Origin of the sequence: Pandoraea sp. NPDC087047 (assembly GCF_044745225.1) — a bacterium.
Lineage (GTDB): Bacteria > Pseudomonadota > Gammaproteobacteria > Burkholderiales > Burkholderiaceae > Pandoraea.
On the sequence record NZ_JBIUZU010000007.1, the window covers coordinates 400,241 to 419,631 of the forward strand.

Consider the following 19,391-nt stretch of genomic DNA (forward strand, 5'->3'; position numbering starts at 1 on the left):
ATCGGGGCGATCCGTACGGACCGCCCGTCACCACACCGGTATTGCCCGGTATTACGCCTTCACGGCGCTTTCCAGCGCAGCGTTGAACGTCTTGCTCGGACGCATGACTTGTTCGAGCTTCGCGAAGTCCGGCTTGTAGTAGCCGCCGATGTCCGTCGGCTTGCCCTGCACGTCGGCGAGTTCGCCCACGATGGTCTTCTCGTTCTCGGTCAGTTGCTTGGCGAGCGGGGCGAAGCGCTTGGCCAGCTCGGCGTCGTCCTTCTGCTCGGCCAGTTCCTGTGCCCAGTACATCGACAGATAGAACTGGCTGCCGCGGTTATCCAGTTCGCCGGTCTTCGGCGACGGACCCTTGTTGTTGTCGAGCAGCTTGCCCGTTGCGGCGTCGAGCGTCTTGGCCAGGATCTTGGCGCGCTGGTTACCCGTCTTGATGCCCAGGTCTTCCAGCGAGACAGCCAGTGCCAGGAATTCACCCAGCGAGTCCCAGCGCAGGTGGTTTTCTTCCACCAGTTGCTTGACGTGCTTCGGTGCCGAGCCGCCAGCCCCCGTTTCGTACATGCCGCCACCGGCCATCAGCGGCACGATCGACAGCATCTTGGCGCTGGTGCCCAGTTCCATGATCGGGAACAGGTCGGTCAGGTAGTCGCGCAGAATGTTGCCGGTCACCGAGATGGTGTCCAGACCGCGAATCACGCGCTCGAGCGTGTAACGCATGGCGCGCACTTGCGACATGATCTGGATATCGAGACCCTTGGTGTCGTAATCCTTCAGGTACGTTTCGACCTTCTTGATCAGTTCGGCTTCGTGCGGACGGTACGGGTCGAGCCAGAACACGGCCGGCATGCCCGAGTTGCGCACGCGGTTCACGGCGAGCTTGACCCAGTCGCGGATCGGGGCGTCCTTGACCTGGCACATACGCCAGATGTCGCCGGCTTCCACGTTCTGCGAGAGCAGCACTTCGCCCGTGGCGAGGTCGACGATGTTCGCGACGCCGTCTTCGGCGATCTCGAACGTCTTGTCGTGCGAGCCGTATTCTTCAGCCTTCTGCGCCATCAGGCCGACGTTGGGCACCGTACCCATCGTGGTCGGGTCGAATGCGCCGTTGGTCTTGCAGAAGTTGATGATTTCCTGATAGATGCGAGCGAACGTGCTTTCCGGGATCACGGCCTTCGTGTCCTTCGGACGGCCGTCGGCGCCCCACATCTTGCCGCCGATACGGATCATGGCCGGCATCGACGCGTCGACGATCACGTCGTTCGGTGCGTGCAGGTTCGAGATGCCCTTGGCCGAGTCGACCATCGCCAGTTCCGGACGGTGTTCGTGGCAGGCGTGCAGATCACGGATGATCTCTTCACGCTGCGTGCTGGGCAGCGCTTCGATCTTCTCGTACAGGTTCACGAGGCCGTTGTTGACGTTCACACCGAGTTCGTCGAACAGCTTGCCGTGCTTCTCGAAGGCTTCCTTGTAGAAGATCTTCACGGCGTGGCCGAACACGATCGGGTGCGAGACCTTCATCATGGTGGCCTTCACGTGCAGCGAGAACATCACGCCGGTCTTGCGGGCGTCTTCCATCTGTTCTTCGTAGAAGTCGCACAGCGCCTTCTTGCTCATGAACATGCTGTCGATGATTTCGCCATCGAGCAGCGAGACCTTCGGCTTGAGGACGATCGTCTTGCCGCTGTTCGTGACGAGTTCCATCTTGACGTCACGTGCCTTGTCGATCGTCATCGACTTTTCGCCGTGGTAGAAGTCGCCATGCTTCATATGCGCGACGTGCGTGCGCGAAGCCATGCTCCACTCGCCCATGCTGTGCGGGTGCTTCTTGGCGTAGTTCTTGACGGCGAGCGGTGCGCGGCGATCGGAGTTGCCTTCGCGCAGCACCGGGTTCACGGCCGAGCCCAGGCACTTCGAGTAGCGCTTCTGGATGGCCTTCTCTTCGTCGGTCTTCGGATCTTCCGGGAAGTCCGGGATCTTGTAGCCCTTCGACTGGAGTTCCTTGATGGCGCTCTGGAGCTGAAACACCGAAGCGCTGATGTTCGGCAGCTTGATGATGTTCGTGTTCGGATCCTGGGTCAGGCGGCCGAGCTCGGCGAGGTTATCCGGTACGCGCTGTTCTTCGGTCAGGAATTCGGGGAATTCGCCGAGGATACGGCCCGAGACCGAGATGTCGCTCGTCTCGATGGCAACGCCCGCTGGCGCGGTGAACGTGCGGATGATCGGGAGAAAGGAGCCGGTGGCCAGAAGCGGCGCTTCGTCGGTCAGGGTGTAGATGATGCTGGGTTGCTGCGTGCTCATCGCTGGTCTCGGATTCAAGAATCAGGAAAAGGTGGGGGAACGCCGCCGACTGGGGTGACAGTCCGCTAGCCATGACAAACTTTCCCCGATTGTGACACGGGTCGGGGGCAAAACTGAAATGCCTTTTCGTAATGTGAATGCCTAGGTCTTATATAAGACTGGCGCGGAAGTGCCCATCATGCCGTTCAAAACCCCGCAGACTGGGGCGGAGCCTGGGGGAAGACGAGTGACCGAGGGGTTCCGACGCGGGATGTTTCGATGAGTTTCGTCGATTCATAGGAAAAATTTATGGAAAACGTTGGGGAAACCGGTTTTGATGGTCAAAAAATGGTCGATTGACGCGCGGGCGGGGGAGTTGAGCCGACGCCTTGCGAAGGGGGGATTCGCTGCGTGTGCGCTCGCGGCACACGATGTGCCGGCGGGGGTAGCGGCATGGCAAATGCGAGGGGGCGTCTATTCCCCGATTTGGCTGACACCCGCAAAACCGGGGCGTTGGGGTTTTGCGTACTAATAGAGAGTGGGGAGGCGATGAGGGGGGGAGCGCTCTCGCCGTCGAAGAGGAGGCTGGCGCCTATTCGCAGAACGCGCTAACGAGAGGCAGAATGCAAAAAGGGCCGACGCATCGTCGGCCCTTCGAATCTGGTGGGTGGTACAGGGATTGAACCTGTGACCCCTGCCGTGTGAATCAGAATTTGGCCCAGATACTTACGTACAGATTACTTGTACGGCGTTGAGTTTACACGGTTTTTCATTCCGTGACTTAACTTCAGATTTCCTAGTGTTCGACGCTGGTTGCACCGTTTTTACACCGGTCTCTGCCGTTGAAGATAGAGGGTAGCCTAAGGCTGAGTCGAGGCGATCGAGCGCGATCTCCAGTTCACCCCGGGCGCCCTCCGCGCCCGAGTTCACCCGCGACTTATCGACACCACGCGCTGGGACGGGCCATGGCTCATGCGGTTGGTCGTGGTCAAGAAGATACAACTGCAGTCGTTCCACCGCGGCAGGACGTGGAAAGGCCGGATCGAATGGGAGCTCCCAGGTCGATAAGTACTGAGTAAGAGGTGCATTCGGCGGGTGTCTTCCAAGTGACTTTTGAAGAAGGGCGTCCGTTTCGGTTAGATGGCCTCGGTCCTCTATCACTTCAAAGCCGGCGGACCGCAACTGCTCGGACCATCGAGCAAACGCTTCCACAGACTCCGTCCCGGACCGGGCGGATCTCGGCGCCCCGCCCTTAGCGCTTGGGGCGACAGGCATTTTTCCCACGAGCATACGGACCTTGCCGACAGCGAACACCTGTTTGGCACGGTTCTGGCGCGCGATTGCTGCTCGATACTCGGGAAGGCTGAGCGCCTGTGGCGATTTTCCTAGACCGATCTGAATAGCTTCCGTTGTAGTTACCCATCCGATGGCCAGCGCCTTTTGGGTAATCCACTGGATGCGGTCGATCGACGCCGCCTTGTTGTACTCGCGACGTTGATGGGGCGAAAACGATCTCTCATACCTAATCCAAGCCTCGCCGGTGTATAGCGCGCCTTCCGAACTCTCGAATCCAAAGAAATTCTCGAGCTCCGAGGGAGTCATTTCCGAGCGACGTCGAATCAGCCGGAAGAGATTGCGCGTGACCAACTTCATCGCGCGCAAAGCACTATCGTCTCCCGTTCTATATCCGAAAGGCCTCGACATCCAAACCTCGTTTCAAGAGCTTTTGTGGTGTCTACGAAGCTGAACATAACCTAGGAATACAGTCAACATGCCTAGGGAGCGAGATGAGCTCGCGTACGGAAGACTTTCGAGTGGCGTTTGCGTTGATGGATAGATCGGCGCTGATCAATGCCGATGAGCTGGGACAGCTCATCGGTAAAACCCGTTCGGCGATCTATCACATTCTCTGTCAATCTAACGAACAACTGCCTGTGCCTGTATACCGGCAGAATCGTTACGTCCGATGGCGAACGGGGGACGTAAGAGACTGGTTAGCGTCGCTGGCGCCGGCACCTGTAAGGGAAATTGCTGGAAAAGAGCGCCGGGGGCGCCCACGCCGCGCGCTAAGTTCACCGATCTGATCGGGTGATCTCAGGTGGACAACTGCCGAAAAGACACTTCATTGCTACTGCGCGGGGATACCGAGCACGCGCTCAAATGCATGGGGCAAGTCAATGGGATGAGGGCTGCGGGGGATGCCTGTGAGTCGGACTCGAGCAGAACTTACTTCATTGCGACGATTTCAGGCCCCATTCCGAAATGCGACTTGGCTAGTTTGGAACACCCATTGTTCGCGCTCAGAGCGGGTGATCGTAGCGTGCGCACATATACCCATAACGACGTAACAGTCACAGTGAAGCCCGGCGCTGACGGGTGTGCCACTGTGCATGACAAAGACGTCTGGATATACGTCACGAGCCAGCTTGTCGAAGGACTGAACATGGCCGCTCGCCATGGTGTCAGCCGTGAGAACGTTCGACCAACGGTGCGATTTATCGCGCATGATTTCCTAGTAAGCTGTAAGCGCGGAACAAGCGGCGCAGCCTACGAGCGTCTGGTTGATGCCCTTAAACGGCTCGCTGGAACACGTATTGAGACGGACATCAAGACGGGGGGAGTTCGCGAAAGAGGGGGCTTTGGATTGATTGAGCGGTGGAAAGTAATTGAGCGAGACGGCGTCGGTCGTATGACTGCGATTGAAGTGGTAATGCCTGAGTGGCTTTGGCGGTCGGTCAGTGCTTTTGACGTGCTGGCTATTGGTCGCGAGTACTTTGACCTACGCAAACCGATGCACCGTCGAGTGTACGAGCTCACGCGGAAGCACTGTGGTAGTCGCCAGAGCAAGTGGACCGTTGGCGTCTTAGTGCTTCTCAAGAAGACCGGGAGTACCGGGTCGTTACCAGAATTCAGGAGGATGCTTCGAGAACTGGTGCGGGTCGACAATCTGCCGGAGTACCGCGCGGAGTACGATGAAAAGCGAGATCAGGTAACGTTTCACCGTCGCAGAGACGCTGTTGATCATCTGCGTGCAAATACGCTCAACGCCGGACATCTTATGCGGGGCAGGAGCGAGTCTTGGGGGCACCTCGCGGAAAGGGAGCGCAGAAGTAAGTTCGAGGGGTTCAAGGCCGCCCTTCAAGGCCAAGCGTTCCGGTTAGATACAGGTGGCACCGTTCGGTTCTGTGATCAGGTACTAGAGTTTTTTGCCGCCGACGGTGGCCGTCGAGGTTCTTGGCCGTACGAGGCCGAAAGGTCGATGGAGCTAATCCATCGGGCTATATCCGGAGAGTTGGTGCCAGTCGTATAGTGCATTTCACAGTCTTGCGACGCATATCAGCGAGTCCAATCATCTACTCGCGTGAGACTTGTTAGCGCTGGTTTGGAAACCATATCCGGTGGTTGATCTACGCGCGTTCCAGTAGCATTTGAGGTCCCCTAAGCCGATGGGAGGGACCGCCCACCCAAACGGGTCCAGCTAAGTCTGGGTAAGAGGAGTCGGACCGTGTTATAGCGTGACAGATCAATCCCCACGCATTTGTGGTTCGGGGCGAGAACCGATCTAACGGCCGCTATCGATTGTCGGTTCAATCGGCTATCGCCTGATACCTGCAACGCGGGGCATGACGGAGGCAGCCCCAAATCGCGATACCCGATATTACGCTCTCATATCGGTCGGCCGCAGGCGACCGGAATGCATTATCAGCCGGTGCCTGCTTTTAGTGGGGGCGTCCCTGACGCCAAGTCGGGACGCGAGAGCGACATTAACTTACCTAAATTACTGCACAGTCTTTGGCGGACCACTGGGAAAACGTCCGATGGATGTGCAAGTGACTCTGAAAAGCTCGCTGCCTGCTCTCGTTCGGAAGTAATTTGTAGCTATCGGTCTTCTTCATCCAATCACGTTCTCCCCAGTTACACCAGACTAGGACCTGACGGGTTTCTTTGAGGTAGCGGCGAAGCAAGTCGGCCCTGACATAGAGCAGCTTGTGATTGTCGTTAAAGTAGCCGTTGCCCGCTTGTCTGAATAGAGTTGCGGGGCGGCCGCTTGTATCGAAGAAGTCGATTTCTCGGTCGCGGCAGGAGAGGCCGAGACGCTGGATTAGACTTGGCGCTGGGATGTCAAAGCCCGAGAAAGTGTTGTATACGGAGTGGTAAGACTCCCACCCAAACTGAATGGACGGCAGCTCAACCCTCACGCCGGGAATATGACGAGTGGTAGGAAAGACGAACTCGCGAACGGAGGCGTCTTGTTCCCCCGTCGTTTCATCTAACGTATTGACCATCCTGATGGTCAGAGACCGATTCTCCTCGGCGCTGCAATCACGAACGTATTCATCAAATGCATTCGCGAGCTGTCGACGGTACCTATCATTTGGTCTGAGGAGTTGTCTCGCGAAGCTGTGGCGATGGCCTGCCTCTCCCGCGAAAAGGTAGTGCTCTTCCTCTCCCTCAGGGATCGTATGGTTTCCTGGATAGTCAATTGCAAGGAACTTGGATCTAAGTCTATTAACGTCTTTCTTGGCCACAAACATTCCTCGCAGGAAAGCGAAGAGCTCGCGATCATTTGCCCCATCGACCCCTTTGACAAATCCTTCAATGAGTACCCATTCACCCTTGTACCCGTTGATCTCAGGGACTACAAGGAGCGGGCGCCAGTCTGGCGTGTACGCGCTGGTGACCCAGTCCTCAGTAGTCGCAACCGGAGGTCCAAAGAGATCAGGTAATGGAGGAGCCCAATCCGGAGGCACCTTTGGGAAAGTGGGATCTACGCCGCAGTCAGCCGTCCGCCTGCCTTGGCGCCAATCCGGGAGTTTACGGTACGCATCGCGCTCACCCCACATCTCGAAGTATGCAATCCATGAATACTTCTTTCCGTATCGATCTACCTTACTTTCGTCGCTAGCGTTCCAATAGTCTCGGCCAATCTCATTGTCAACATTCTTGAATCGCTCATCCCGGTATCCAAGATCAAACATGCGCCGCTCGATCTTGGCTCGTACCCGAACGTAGGCCGGCTTACCGTCGTCGTAGTTTGCCCTGTGGGGAATTAGGCGCCCGATGGTGTAATTGCCGAAGTCCATTCGGATGGCGTGCTCAATTGCGTCCTTAACTGTGTCATCAGGCGTTCCATCGCTGGAAAATGGCGACGGAGTATTGGGAAATGGCCTGCTGATGTAACGGATAGCCGTCTTCGGAAGGGTGACGCATGCTGCTCGCTGCGCCACCTCTATGATGCCAAGCGCGTAATCGCGTATGAGAGTATGGTGCGTCGCGTGTCGAGCGCGAGGAGCGAACATCTTCCGGTATAGATTCTGAGCTAAGTTTCCAAGTATCGGTCGGAACGAAGCAGCATTTTTTGAATCGACCAGCGACAGAGTCGTCCCATATGCCGCTGCCAGCACTCGCTCGGGCAGATAGAGGTCGTTGAAGTTCAGGCATGCCAACGCATGCGAGAAGAGGACGTCTGGGTGTTGCTCTCCGATAAGCACCAATGCCTTGGTCGCGAGATCACGATCGCTGCGTACGACGGTGGTTAGGACTAGAGAGAACAACACTACAAGCTCGGCTGCCACCTCGCGAGTCACGACTACGGTGTCGAGTTTCTCAGCCCATGTTAGCAGTCGATGGATGGTTGGAGACGCGTATCTTCGTCGAACGTATTCGGACCAGCGCAGGTCTCGGTCCGCCATTGGGAAGCGGGACAGATACTTGTAGAGCCTCTTCGCGTGGTAGGGGTGATTGGGCTTCGTCGCAACAGCGGCCAACGCGTCCACCGTCCGCTCCCAGATCCGAGAACTTGCTCCCAAGTACTTGTTGATGACCTTTCGCGTGCCTTCAGTGAACGCGGTCGGATTTCTCCAGAACAGGCCTTCTACGAACGGTTCGAAATAGGCATCTAAGTCCTGTGCGTCACGAGGTAGTGCGAAGAAAAGCTCACGGTGTTTGGGCGGCAGCCTATTCCCAATTCGCTCTGGGAACTCTGTGATCAATGCTTGCGCCCAACCGGGCTCTGCGTACTGGCCGAAGCTCTGATTGGTCAGTCGGAATATGCGCCCGAGCGGGGAGGTGGCGGCAAAGCTACGTCTGACGGCGGCCGGTGAAGAAACGTCCAGATATTCTTTCAGCAGGTGCCGAGCTATAAGGTGGTCGCTGAATCGCTGATAGGGCAGTCGGTAAACCACTCGTGATTTGTGCTGTCCGGATTTCGTTGAATACCAGATGGCGTCTTCTTCGATAAGCCCGTTGGTACGCATCGATTCAAGAAGTCCGCGTCGCTGCGCAGGCTTCAGTGCCGGGTAGCTTGAGGCGACGATTCGGTCTGCTTCTGACGGCAGAACGTAACCGCGGAGGTTCGCGGCCATGCAGGGAGCAAACCCGGCAATCCTCCTGTCCGAGGAGTGGTCGCCTCCTTTCAGCAATACCCAGCATCCCTTACGCGGCAGCCCGAACATTTGCTCGATTGGTTCTCCAACGCGATTGACGAATGACTCCAACACGTATGTCATCCCGCGCTGTCCAGACGCGATCCCCGCGAAGCCTTTTGCCAACTTGTTGGCCGATAGGCTCTGCAGCGATTGGCAAATGAGCTTCAACGTGAGGGGGCGTGAGAACTCACGATCCAACAGCGGAACCTCTGGCAGTGGCAACTGATAGTACTGAAAAAAGGCCGCTTGAGCATCGAATTCCTGGTCGTCGAAGCCGTGATGCTGAAGGCTATGAAATTTCTCCAGATCGGACTTCCCAATGGCAATCCTCTCGAACGGGGTCCGGCATGTCACAATCAACCCGATGTGGGAGTGCGAGGCGACGAGCGCGAGCAGGGCACTGATAGCCCGCTGCCAATCGCGCCGGCGCCCTTCGTTGACGCCATCTACGATGAAAACAGTCCGCCCCTGCATTCCTCGTCCAACGTTCTCCAGTTCAGCAAACTTGTCCTTGATTGAGCTAACCCCACCGAGGCGCGCGCAAATGTCGGAAAGTATGTTGCCCTCGAAGTTCTTCGCCAGCACCAAGACTGTTGGAGCCCCGCGGGTGATGCGCTCGCTGGTTACGTCGCAAAGCAGGTGAGTCTTGCCTGTGCCCCACTCGCCACCAATCAGTAGCGTCGGCTCGAAGAGCAGTTTGAATGAGGGGCTGACTGCGTAATCCATCTCATCGCGAACAATGCTTAGGCAGCTACCAATCGCATTCACGTTTGCGCGAACGGCGTTGTGGGCAGAAGAGTAGGTCCCGTCGTCTGGATCCAGTTTGGCTTCTTCAGCACGCCAATGGGCGATATCCTTCACCAAGCATGTTTCGATTTGAGACAGCCAGTCTGTCCACTCGGCCCCGGCAGTAGCGTCGCGTGATCGAAAGCGGTTCATCATTGTCGGCAACGATGTTCTAGCGAGGCCAACAAGGTGCTCGATTTCCGTGGGTATTTGGCTGTGCCGCTTGGCACGGTTCCACGCGTCTGCGAATTCATCGAGGACCAACTGGAAGCGAGTTCGTGCAGCATCGCCACATGCGACGTTGTCGATGGCTATAGACAATGCGGCGATCCGAAGGTTAGGTGCGTTCGGATCGATGCCGGGTGTATATCGTTGCCCCGCCTGACGTATTTGGTCCTTACAAAGGCTGAACATTACTGCCAAAGGAGATGTGGGATCAACGAGCATGGTTCACTGTGTCTCAATTGGGAGGTATCGCAATTTAGGCAGAATGGTCTCGCTCTTGCCTCAGACTGCTGAATGATGGAGGTGGGCTTCATTAGCGCGATGTGGCGATTCTTGATAGACGGCATCCTCCGGACGGCTTGGGGCGCCTTTGTCGTTGGGACAAAGTCGCGTTACCGCTAGACTGAGTCCCTGTCTGGCGATGTGTTCGATTAAGCGAAGTGCGAGGTCTCAGGTGCGGCCAGTGCTCAGGTATCTTTAGGCAAGCTCCAGCGATATGGCTAACACTCGGATGCTTCGGCTATTGAGCTTCCCGGCTTGGCGTTCCCCATGAGGCTTATGCCGACACCACCGCTGTTGGCAGACTGTGGCCGTTCGCGAACATCCGGGCAGATAGCATCAATCTTCAAAATAGAATCCGTCCGGGTCCAGACCGTCTCTCGCTCGCTGTTGACCTTTCAAATACCTATCAACTGCGGCTCGCTGTCGAACCGTAAGATCGTCTCGAAGCTGGAGAGCGCGAATTCGGGGTTCTACCGCGTCAACATCTATTGTTGCAGCCAGGGCGCCCATCGAAAGCTGATAGGTTTCCGTCGTAACGTTGCCTGTTTGCGATAGGCCCGTTCGAATGAACTTGTCTAGAAAATCCAACAACTTATGGTCGTCCTCAAGCATGGGCGCGAAGATTGAGTGAATAGTGTCCTTGTCGCCCCATTGTGCCCATCTATGGACCACATAATCGAGCTCCGGGATTGAGATCAATTCTTCCAGGCTCATGTTGTCTAAACGAGTGGCGATTATGGATGTCAGTTGATCGACAAATGCCGTATCGAAATTTCGGATCCCTTTCGGAACCTCTGATGGATCAGTTTTCGATGTTAGCGCCATGTCGGTTAACGTTACCAACGCGGGCAATCCAGGCGATGTAGAGGCAAGGTGCTCCATCAGACCTTGCTGGGCTCTCACGTCCAATTGCTCCATGAGTCTCGACGCCAGGCTCGAGATGCGCCATCGGGCCGGTGGGGAGAACATTTGACGTTCTTCTTGTCTTAGAAGCCTATGTGATACGGAAATGATTGCTGTGACCAATCGGCCTGCTCGTTCGGCGCCAAGATCGTCGAAATCCCTCAGGCGATCGAGCACGTCCGCAATTTTCGAACGGCCGTTGGGGGAAATTTGGTCGTTGGCCCCAAGCAGGAAGTCGGCCATCTCTTCCGGAGAGTCGAGACTCACGAGTAGGTCCAATTCGGTCCGAGTAATGCGTCCCTCGGGAATCCCGAATTGAAAATAGACGTCAAAGCACTCCGGGCTACAGGGGCGAAGCGCTTTTCGCCAAGCGCTGTCGTCGTGGGTGAGCCAGCCTCCGCCACCGATTAGCTGTTCAGCCTTCGGAAATATCCTACCGACAAGAGAAACCAACCATTGCCGTGCTTCGTCCGGCAACGACTCACGCCACTTCTCGAAATAGGCTTTCTCGGTCGACTTCTTATTGTCTAGATTCGACCGCTGGCCGCAGAATACTGTCTGACCATCGCGAATGCTCATGTAGACGCCAGGATAAAAGACGCGTAGACACTCAAGGGCAATGAAATCAACGGGATTCACCTCCCTAGCTAGCGGGGGGTAGGTCACCGAAATCGCATTGAGAAGCCGGACTACATCCCTAGGCTTCCTGATACAGTGCTCAAGCCCATCGTTGAATGTCTCACTCCATCGTCCCTTATCGAAGGCGAAGGGCATTGGTCGAGTCTCAATAATAGAGTCCAAGCCTCGGAAAAGCTTCTGCCTCAACTGTGTCCTGTCGACTGCAGGTAAATGAAATGGGGCTTGGATGATCTTCTCGAGGTAGGCCTCACCATCCATGCTTAGATGGGCGCTTAGCCCTTTGGCCACCTCTTCACGATCGAAGAAGAGTATGTAGACCACCTCGGGGAAGTCCGCTAACGCTTTTATCGCGCGAAAAAGGTCGGCGGCTTCAGCGGGCGTCAATCGATCAATATCATCAACGAAGAAGACAAAGCGCTTGCCACTGTCTCTCAAGGCGTTGGCAACCTTCTTCTTGATTTGGGGAACTCCAGATTTTTCGGATAGAAAGGACAACCCTGGGATCTTTCCGACTAACCAAGCCAGGGGCTCTTTGATCCACGCGTACCCGCTATAGTCCGCGGCCACAGACGCGATTTGCTTCGAGTACGTCCCTACAAGTTTGGCCAGCTTTCGTGCGTGCGCTAACCTGTCCGGTAGCTGGGCGGAAAACTGTTCAAGGAGTTGCGTCGCGATTTGCTCTCTGCCCTCGAACCACCAGGGATTGAAGTCCACCAGAATCGGTTGGTCGTCCTTCTCAAGAGTGCGAAGTTCGTGCTTGATGAAATTGAGCAGGGACGATTTTCCGGCCCCCCACTTACCGTGTACGGCCAAAACCAACCCCTGAGGATTGCTGATGCTGACTACGGATTTTGCAATCTGGGACGCAAACGGCGCATATCCAAACTCGTCATGAGCAGGATCTGTCTGAGGCGTGTCCGATCCTAGTTTCCACCCATTCTGTGCAGTCGTTTCGTGCACGAGGTTCACCTTTCCTTGTAGTGTTTTTCTCACAGTCGCTGAGCTGACTGCGATCGTCTCGCTGAGGATGCGTGTTCATATTGGTCGGCCGGGGACGGACGATGTGGGATGCCTACAAAAACGCGATACGGTTGGCTTGCGCATCATGTAACGCGTGATGCTCTCCTCCGTGAATTCGGAAATACTCAGAGCGGCGCATTAGGTCTATTCGTTGTCGGACGTTCTCGGACCTCCAGCCCTTTGGCAGGGGCTGGCAGATTAACGCTAATAACAACTCATAGTCCCCTACGTAATCGAAGCTGAGGACGGGTTTCGGCGTGGTCGGAACGCGGGAAAGCCACTCAATCAGTTCGTTTCGCAATTGAGTTCTCGGCATCGCTCGTCCAGGATATAGGCCCAGTTGAGGTACCACTCTAAGCAAAACGAAGTCGCTCAATCTGCCAGGGTCGAAGTCCGTCAGCTCACCATAAAATACGCAACAGCCGTCCTCGGCAACGATTGCTAGGCTAATGAGTTCACGACTTGCGTCGAATCCGCTGAACTCGCAGTCGATAAAGAATCGACGCTTCCACGGACTCCGTGTCGAACGCGTGCCCGACGCGTCACCAGAAATGCAATTCGAAATATTTGAATTCATTTGCGTCGAATGGTTTTACCGGTAAAACGGCTTCGAGAAGTGCCGTTTGCTTGCAAAACTTGTAGTAGTCTAAGCGAAATTCGGTATGCTTAAAGGTTAAGCGTATGTCTACACGAGCAGATTGGGAGAGGCTTGGCGAGTCGTCGGCGGCGTTCGTAAGTGCGTTGGAGTCTCGCTGGGACGAGCGCGCGCGAACCAGGGCGGAGGAGGCTGCACGTTTCCTTCCAGGCGCTGCGGGCTGGGAGGGATGGGATGCCGCTGCGGAGCAGTCGGCCATCAGGGACGCTCTGCTTGTTGAGTTGCGGCGCCTAGATCCTACAAATCCTTTGCTGCAGGGAGATGTTCGGCGCGGCATCGCGGAGCGTGGGTTGGCCGCTTTCATTCGCGGTGGCCGCGAGGATCTCGCTGACGCCGGGGTAGTGAGCAAATCACTCACGCCCCCAGCTCAAGACTAAAACTCCTTTTTTGCCTGTTTGGATTTGCTACCTCTGGGAGGGTTGCTTTCCTTCTGCCGCTTTCCAAAGCTTGAGGCAACACCTCCTTGAATGTTGCCTCCGGCTTTAATGAACAGTGAGTTGACGCGCTGTTCAAGCTCGCGGCCGAGCGTAGCGGACACATTTCCCCCCAACCAGCCGATTACTTGGTCCGGGATCACGTGCACCACGTTGAACATCATCTGGACCACCAGAATGTTCAAAGCAGCGAAAACGATCAGCAGTCCAACAATTGTGGCAAGACCGGTCACCGAATTTCCTTGGGCATTGGCCACGGCACTGCTAAACAGCATGTAGAGAATCGTCCCACCGATGCGTACGCCAGCGCTCGCTACGAAGAAGGCAATCACCATCAGCGGCGCACGCAGCAGCATGTTGGCTAGGAAGAGGTAGCCGTGTTGCGATCGACGGCCCATGCCTTCACCTTCGCCCTCCAGGTGGACCATCGACCAAAGTGGCGACGCGATTAGTGACTCGATGAAGGATGCAAACCAGGTCAGAACACCACTGAACCAAGCGATGAACGGTATGAGCGGCAGATACACGGCGAGGCCTAGCCCGACCACAAACAGCGGCATCATGAAGTAATAGATGATTCTGACAGCTACCTTGCCGACCGCCTTCAAAGCGCCAATCGCGATATCGCTGAGCCCCCCGGAGAAGAATCCCACCGCCTTTCCAGCAAGCGTATCCTTCGCCGCATCCGCCGTAGACATGGCAACTTCGATGCCGCTGGCCACAACCAGGAGCGTCTCAGCACCGGTCATCAGATAGTCACCGAAATTCTTACCCGCGATGATCGGGTCGATGAGACCATTACCTCCCGAGTCTTGATAAACCGCCGACATGCCAGCGCCGACGAAACACTGCCCGACCGAGAGGTTGCCCGTCTCGTTCTCGCAAAATGCCCGTTTGATCAGCCTCGTGGCAAGCGAGCCAGCACTCAATTCAGCGTCGATTTCGCCCGCGGCCTGCCCTTTTGCCGTCAGCTGCGTCAGAGATTTACGGAAGGCGGCAAGGGCCTCCACGTACTCGGAATCGGTCGTCGTTGGCGGGGAGAAGTGGAATTCAACCTTCGTTGCGTCGGCCACCGCGGCATTGACTTCGGCGAACGTGGAGTACCACGCTCCGATACCGATCCAGCCCGTCGCCTTCATGTTCTGAATGGCCTGGTCGGTCAGAGCTTTGGTCTGATTCTGGCTCAACCGGTCATGCAACGATTGCCGAACTGCCTGGTTGTAAGCGATCCGAACGGCCTCGATCACGTTACCTCCCAGATCAGCGATCGGCGCACCGGTTGCCTTTGCGGCTTGGTACTTCCCGTACCAGGACTGGGCACTGAGCGCCAGATCATTGCTCATCTTCACCAGCGCTGTCTGGTGGGCCTGGCCGATATTCTGCGCGACGGCGTTTGCAATGCCCTGATAGTTGACGCTGTTAACACTAAAGCCCAGCGTGTTCGCCGAGCGGAAGCTCGTAGCCGGCGTCACGGTCACGCGTCCGCAGAGTGCCGGCTCAGCCGCGGAACCGAGCTGAATCCCACCCGTGATCACCTTGAGCTGTACCTGACTGTTCGGCGCGACGTCGGTGCGCGACGTGAGCACCTGTTGGCATAGCCACATCTGGTACAGGTTGTCGGCCATCTCAGCCGTCGCCGAGCTCGTGGCCGGACTGATTGTCGGCACCTGAACCATCTCAGTGAATTTCGCTGTTTGCTCGATCGCAGTGTTGGTGAGCAAATTGGCTGCGCCGACCGAGGCCAAACCGGAGTACATGTAGATGCACTGCCCAAGACCGAATCCGCCAAAGATCGGGATCAGCGTTGCAGCGCCCCAGATCATCCGGACCGGATACCAAACGGTGGAGAACCGCTGCCCGAGAAACTGCCCCTCATTGGCTGTTTGAACAATGCTCGCACCAATCGTGTAAGCAGACCAGAAGCCGGCCACGAGGAACACGAAGACGTTGAGATTATAGAAAAGCTGCCCGATCAGGCTGTCACCTATGCCTCCGAAAGACCCGAAGGGATTGTCGGCGAACGAGCCGAATACATACCGGAGCATCTGAATGCTCTGATCAGAGGCTGGCGTTGCGCTCATCAATCCGTCTAGGGATGCGCCGGAGTCTTGCGCAGACGCAACGCATGTAAACACATACAAGCCAATCGAAACAAGTGCTTGGCGACCTACATGCTTCATTTTCATGGTTGGACCTCTGTTGTGTTCTTTGCTCACTCAACAAAAGTACCAACCGGGCTTGGGCACGCGCATCAAATTTCTGCAGGGTTTTGTGAAATCTTCGAATCGAGTCCGAGATCTCGCGTGAGCTCAGGATTTAGAGCCTCAATCTCTTTCAGCAAGCCACTCCGTACGTGCTCGATTTCTTTCAGGTTTTGCGCGGCCGCATCTAAGCTCTTCTGCAACTGGGATAACCGATTTGCCCTTGCATTGAACTCGGTTCGCTGGCTGGCTAAGAGTGCCTCTGCTCGCTCCGTCTGTGTGCGCGCAGCCTCCGGGTCTGGAGAGCGCCGACTTGCCCGCCCGTGTGTGGCGAGTGCGAGGCGCGCCAACCTTTCTATTTCGGATTGGCGGCGGCGGTTTGACGCCAATGCCTCGTCACGACGCTTCAGCGCGGCGTCACGGGCGGTTCGTTGTTCGGTCGTAGCCCAGAATGGCAATTCTCTCGGCACTTCAGGAACAGGCATCCTCGGCGGTAGCGCTTCCGCGCTTCCTGCCGCCTGAATTGCGCCGTAAAACTGACGAATGGAAGTGTGTTTGGCCTTTGATCCACGCACCCCTCGCCTGAGCCCGTGAGAGGCACCGACAACCTCTGCGAACGAGTCCTGGTGGGCCTGCAGGTGCTGCCTGTTGCCGACGAGCTGTTTCGCGTTCAATCGCCCATTGAGAAGAGGGACTGTCAGCACCTGCAGGTGCGCCGATGTCTCGTCTCGGTGCACAACCGCGCTAACGATGTTCTCTATTCCGCCGAAGCGCCAGCCAACCCAAGCTAGAGCCCGTTCGAAGTACGCCTGTTGTTGCTCCTTACTCATGGCCGCAACGGCTTCTGGGCTGGCACCGATGAAGAACTCGAGACAGGTTACGGCGTCGCGCCTGCGTTTTGGAGGAAGCTTGTGCCGGAGCGTGGCCATTACCGATTCGACCGTCCGGGCGCCGATCAAAATTTCGTTAAGACCGCGCCTCGAAGGGTCTGCGTTGTGTACGTTCTCTTGCCGGAGTGCATGCCGTGCCATTGCGGCCGCTTCCCCGGTGCGCCTCTTTTTTACGCGCATGATGCAGTAGTTCGCCATCTCATTTGGCTCCAACTCAAAATTGAATCGTCGCCGTTTAGAATCACAGGCCAGAGAGAGCACGCGCAAGGGATATTTTGCTCAGAGGTTTTCCTTTGCGCGTAGCGCACAGTCGCGTTGCGACTGGCGACGACCTCGCAATACTGCGAGGTCTAACCCACTAGACTTTGCTTCCGCAAAGTCATGGGCCAAGGGGCTAGCCCCCTTTGGAATCCCTTGCGGGGCGCCGCCCCGTACCCCACCCTCGCCGGGAGGCAGCCGGGGCAGGGATACGACTCCTGCCCCGTTTGCTCGAGCGTTGAGGTAATTCTGGTCAATCAAGGATGCGCTTCGCCCAGTCCTCGCCCGTTCCCTCCCTTTCGGTCGGGCTGCGGCCTGCGGGCTGGCCCTTGACTGCCCGCATGTCTCGTTAGAGAGAGGAGCGTAGGTGGACATATCTCAGCGCCATCATTCCGGGCCGGAGTCGGACCACTCACCTGTTTTCGGTTTTGATTCGATTCGGGGCAAGAATTCTTTGTCACGTAATTTCATTTCAAAATGCGCCGTAGCGACCTTCAGTCCAACAGCATTACCTGCAGCGAACATGATTAGGAGGTACGTAACGATGGACAGCATCTCGATCCAGATGCGACTTGGAAGCCAGACGTCGAGTTCGTCAAGCATCCGGTCCACGGCATTCCTTGAGCGGCTTTGCAACAAAGGTTTGCTATCCCGGATGACACGATCAAATTCTTCGAACGCATGCCGCGTAAATCCTGGCGCGAGATTCGGGTGCGCGATTGCGTGGGTGAGCGTCTCCGACGAGTCCCGGATTCGAGTGCAAAGGGGGAGATCCATCGTGCATTCCGCTAAGGCTAGACGTACGATGTTGCGAACGTAACTCTGCAGGTCTGCGTCGAGCGGTCTAATGTAGCGCTCGTCAAACTTTGTAAGACTGCCGGCAAGTGCCAAGCCGGCACTCAAGAGCGCGACGCCAGCCCAGTATTCGGCGCGAACTCGATACCGACCGCGTTGTAGATCGGCGGCATCCCGGTCGCGGGCCTTGCAGAGTTTGCGATATCTGGTAACGGCGACGGATCCCCCGTACGCCAGAGCCACAATGGGTAATGGATATGTTAGCCATTTCACCGCGCTGTATGAGGTCGGTAACCAGTCATACTTTTGGGCTAGTAAAGCGAAAGCTATCTCGGCAATTACTAGAACAATGAACCCAAGTATCGACTTGAGTTCGTCGGTGTCCCAGCCAGCGTGTGCTGCAATCCTTAAGAATCTGCTAAACGCTCCCTTTGAACTCTTTTCTTCGTTTTCCATCGTCGGTCTCAGGTTGTATTCCCAATTGCTCACTTTCCTAAGGTAGCAACGGCGCTCGGTGCTGAGACTTTAGGTGATGATGTGGAGTACTGGCGAAACCCCTATCTCGAGAAACGATGAGGCTTTTTGTCGACACTGAGTTCACCGACTTCATCCATTGCGAATTGATCAGCGTGGCTTTGGTGGCTGACGACGGTCGGGAATTCTACGCTGAGTGCTCTGACTTCGACCGGACGGCCTGTAGCGAATTTGTGAGGGCGGCTGTGTTGCCTCAGTTAGGTCAACCTCCCAATCGCTCCTTCACACGCGATGTACTGCGCATCCAGTTGTCGGCTTGGCTGGAGCAGTTCGCCGATGAACCAGACCGAACTCTGTGCTTTGACTATGCCGGTGATTGGGAGCTGTTACTTGATTTGATGAACGGACAGCCCTCGGGCTGGCAGGCTGTGCTGGTCAATGCCCAAATTGATCTAGAGCGCCTTGAGGACTACTACCGTAGGCACGGAGGTAGGCACCACGCGTTGTACGATGCACGCGCGAACTGCTACGCCACGAAAGTCTGATCACCTAGCCCTGCGAGTGGGCAGTGGTGTCCTCACGTCGTCGAGCATCAGTTCCGAGCCATCTCGCCGAAACCCTGACTGATCCGTCAAGTCTGCAAACCCCTGGGGCCTACCGTTTACGAGATCGGTATTCAAGCCATGGAGGGCAGCAGCGGAGCTGCCGAGTCGGTAGGGGCCGGTCAGGTAGGACTCGCCCGCAGGGCGACCCCGTATCCCGACGAGCCGATGGCGCAGTCGACACGCGTTAATTAATATAAAGATTCAAGTTAAGACGCGCGCGCGTTACGAGTTTGGGATCGCAATGCTGGCGTGGGTTTGAGGCCTGTCACGGTGTGTGAATGTGCGAACGGATGCTGTGTGAACGCACGTGGTTATCCACAAAGCGTGGATGTGTGAATGCACGGGGGTATGTTTGAACGCACGAATGACTTCATGTGTAAACGCACGATAGAGGCCATGGGTGAGTTCGGCTAGCTTGTCAGTTACTTAAGGGGGGTGCCCCTATGTAGTTCGTCAAGCACTGGTGGCAGTTTTGGGTTGATAAAAAGTGCCGTCGCGCAGCATGGCAAAAAGGACGTCGCAGCG

Annotated in this window: 9 protein-coding genes; 2 read left to right on the forward strand and 7 right to left on the reverse strand. The window is 56.5% G+C overall.

Annotated features, from left to right (window positions below; genetic code table 11):
* Window positions 1-51 precede the first annotated feature (51 nt).
* A complete protein-coding gene (locus ACIPHM_RS16105) occupies window positions 52-2,292 on the reverse strand; it encodes an NADP-dependent isocitrate dehydrogenase (protein ID WP_400329971.1) in 2,241 nt (746 codons plus the stop codon).
* 705 nt (window positions 2,293-2,997) lie between these two features.
* The gene (locus ACIPHM_RS16110; RefSeq protein WP_400329973.1) at window positions 2,998-3,924 is read right to left on the reverse strand and encodes a hypothetical protein; all 927 of its coding nucleotides are present in this window, start codon (window positions 3,922-3,924) and stop codon (window positions 2,998-3,000) included.
* 529 nt (window positions 3,925-4,453) lie between these two features.
* Here ACIPHM_RS16110 and ACIPHM_RS16115 point away from each other — a divergent pair.
* On the forward strand, window positions 4,454-5,581 hold the full coding sequence (locus tag ACIPHM_RS16115; protein WP_400330032.1) for a replication initiator protein A: 1,128 nt from the start codon (window positions 4,454-4,456) through the stop codon (window positions 5,579-5,581).
* A gap of 463 nt (window positions 5,582-6,044) precedes the next feature.
* Here the strand turns inward: ACIPHM_RS16115 and ACIPHM_RS16120 are convergent, their stop codons facing one another.
* From ACIPHM_RS16120 to ACIPHM_RS16140, 5 genes are all read right to left on the reverse strand, one after another.
* The gene (locus ACIPHM_RS16120) at window positions 6,045-9,932 is read right to left on the reverse strand and encodes a hypothetical protein (protein WP_400329976.1); all 3,888 of its coding nucleotides are present in this window, start codon (window positions 9,930-9,932) and stop codon (window positions 6,045-6,047) included.
* Between the two features lie 396 nt (window positions 9,933-10,328).
* The gene (locus ACIPHM_RS16125; protein ID WP_400329979.1) at window positions 10,329-12,494 is read right to left on the reverse strand and encodes a P-loop NTPase fold protein; all 2,166 of its coding nucleotides are present in this window, start codon (window positions 12,492-12,494) and stop codon (window positions 10,329-10,331) included.
* 1,088 nt (window positions 12,495-13,582) lie between these two features.
* A complete protein-coding gene (locus ACIPHM_RS16130; RefSeq protein WP_400329981.1) occupies window positions 13,583-15,829 on the reverse strand; it encodes a DotA/TraY family protein in 2,247 nt (748 codons plus the stop codon).
* A gap of 65 nt (window positions 15,830-15,894) precedes the next feature.
* Window positions 15,895-16,932, reverse strand: a complete 1,038-nt coding sequence (gene mobV, locus ACIPHM_RS16135; protein ID WP_400329984.1) for a MobV family relaxase — start codon at window positions 16,930-16,932, stop codon at window positions 15,895-15,897.
* 447 nt (window positions 16,933-17,379) lie between these two features.
* A complete protein-coding gene (locus tag ACIPHM_RS16140; RefSeq protein WP_400329986.1) occupies window positions 17,380-18,243 on the reverse strand; it encodes a hypothetical protein in 864 nt (287 codons plus the stop codon).
* Window positions 18,244-18,359: 116 nt separating this feature from the next.
* Here ACIPHM_RS16140 and ACIPHM_RS16145 point away from each other — a divergent pair, with 116 nt between their 5' ends.
* A complete protein-coding gene (locus ACIPHM_RS16145) occupies window positions 18,360-18,806 on the forward strand; it encodes a hypothetical protein (RefSeq protein ID WP_400329989.1) in 447 nt (148 codons plus the stop codon).
* The last annotated feature ends 585 nt before the right edge of the window (window positions 18,807-19,391 follow it).

Excerpts from the sequence above, each read along its gene's own strand:
- ACIPHM_RS16105 (WP_400329971.1), bottom strand. The coding sequence starts at position 2,292 with ATGAGCACGCAGCAACCCAGCATCATCTACACCCTGACCGACGAAGCG.
- ACIPHM_RS16110 (WP_400329973.1), bottom strand. The coding sequence starts at position 3,924 with ATGAAGTTGGTCACGCGCAATCTCTTCCGGCTGATTCGACGTCGCTCG.
- ACIPHM_RS16115 (WP_400330032.1), top strand. The coding sequence starts at position 4,454 with ATGAGGGCTGCGGGGGATGCCTGTGAGTCGGACTCGAGCAGAACTTAC.
- ACIPHM_RS16120 (WP_400329976.1), bottom strand. The coding sequence starts at position 9,932 with ATGCTCGTTGATCCCACATCTCCTTTGGCAGTAATGTTCAGCCTTTGT.
- ACIPHM_RS16130 (WP_400329981.1), bottom strand. The coding sequence starts at position 15,829 with ATGAAAATGAAGCATGTAGGTCGCCAAGCACTTGTTTCGATTGGCTTG.
- mobV (WP_400329984.1), bottom strand. The coding sequence starts at position 16,932 with ATGGCGAACTACTGCATCATGCGCGTAAAAAAGAGGCGCACCGGGGAA.
- ACIPHM_RS16140 (WP_400329986.1), bottom strand. The coding sequence starts at position 18,243 with ATGGAAAACGAAGAAAAGAGTTCAAAGGGAGCGTTTAGCAGATTCTTA.
- ACIPHM_RS16145 (WP_400329989.1), top strand. The coding sequence starts at position 18,360 with ATGAGGCTTTTTGTCGACACTGAGTTCACCGACTTCATCCATTGCGAA.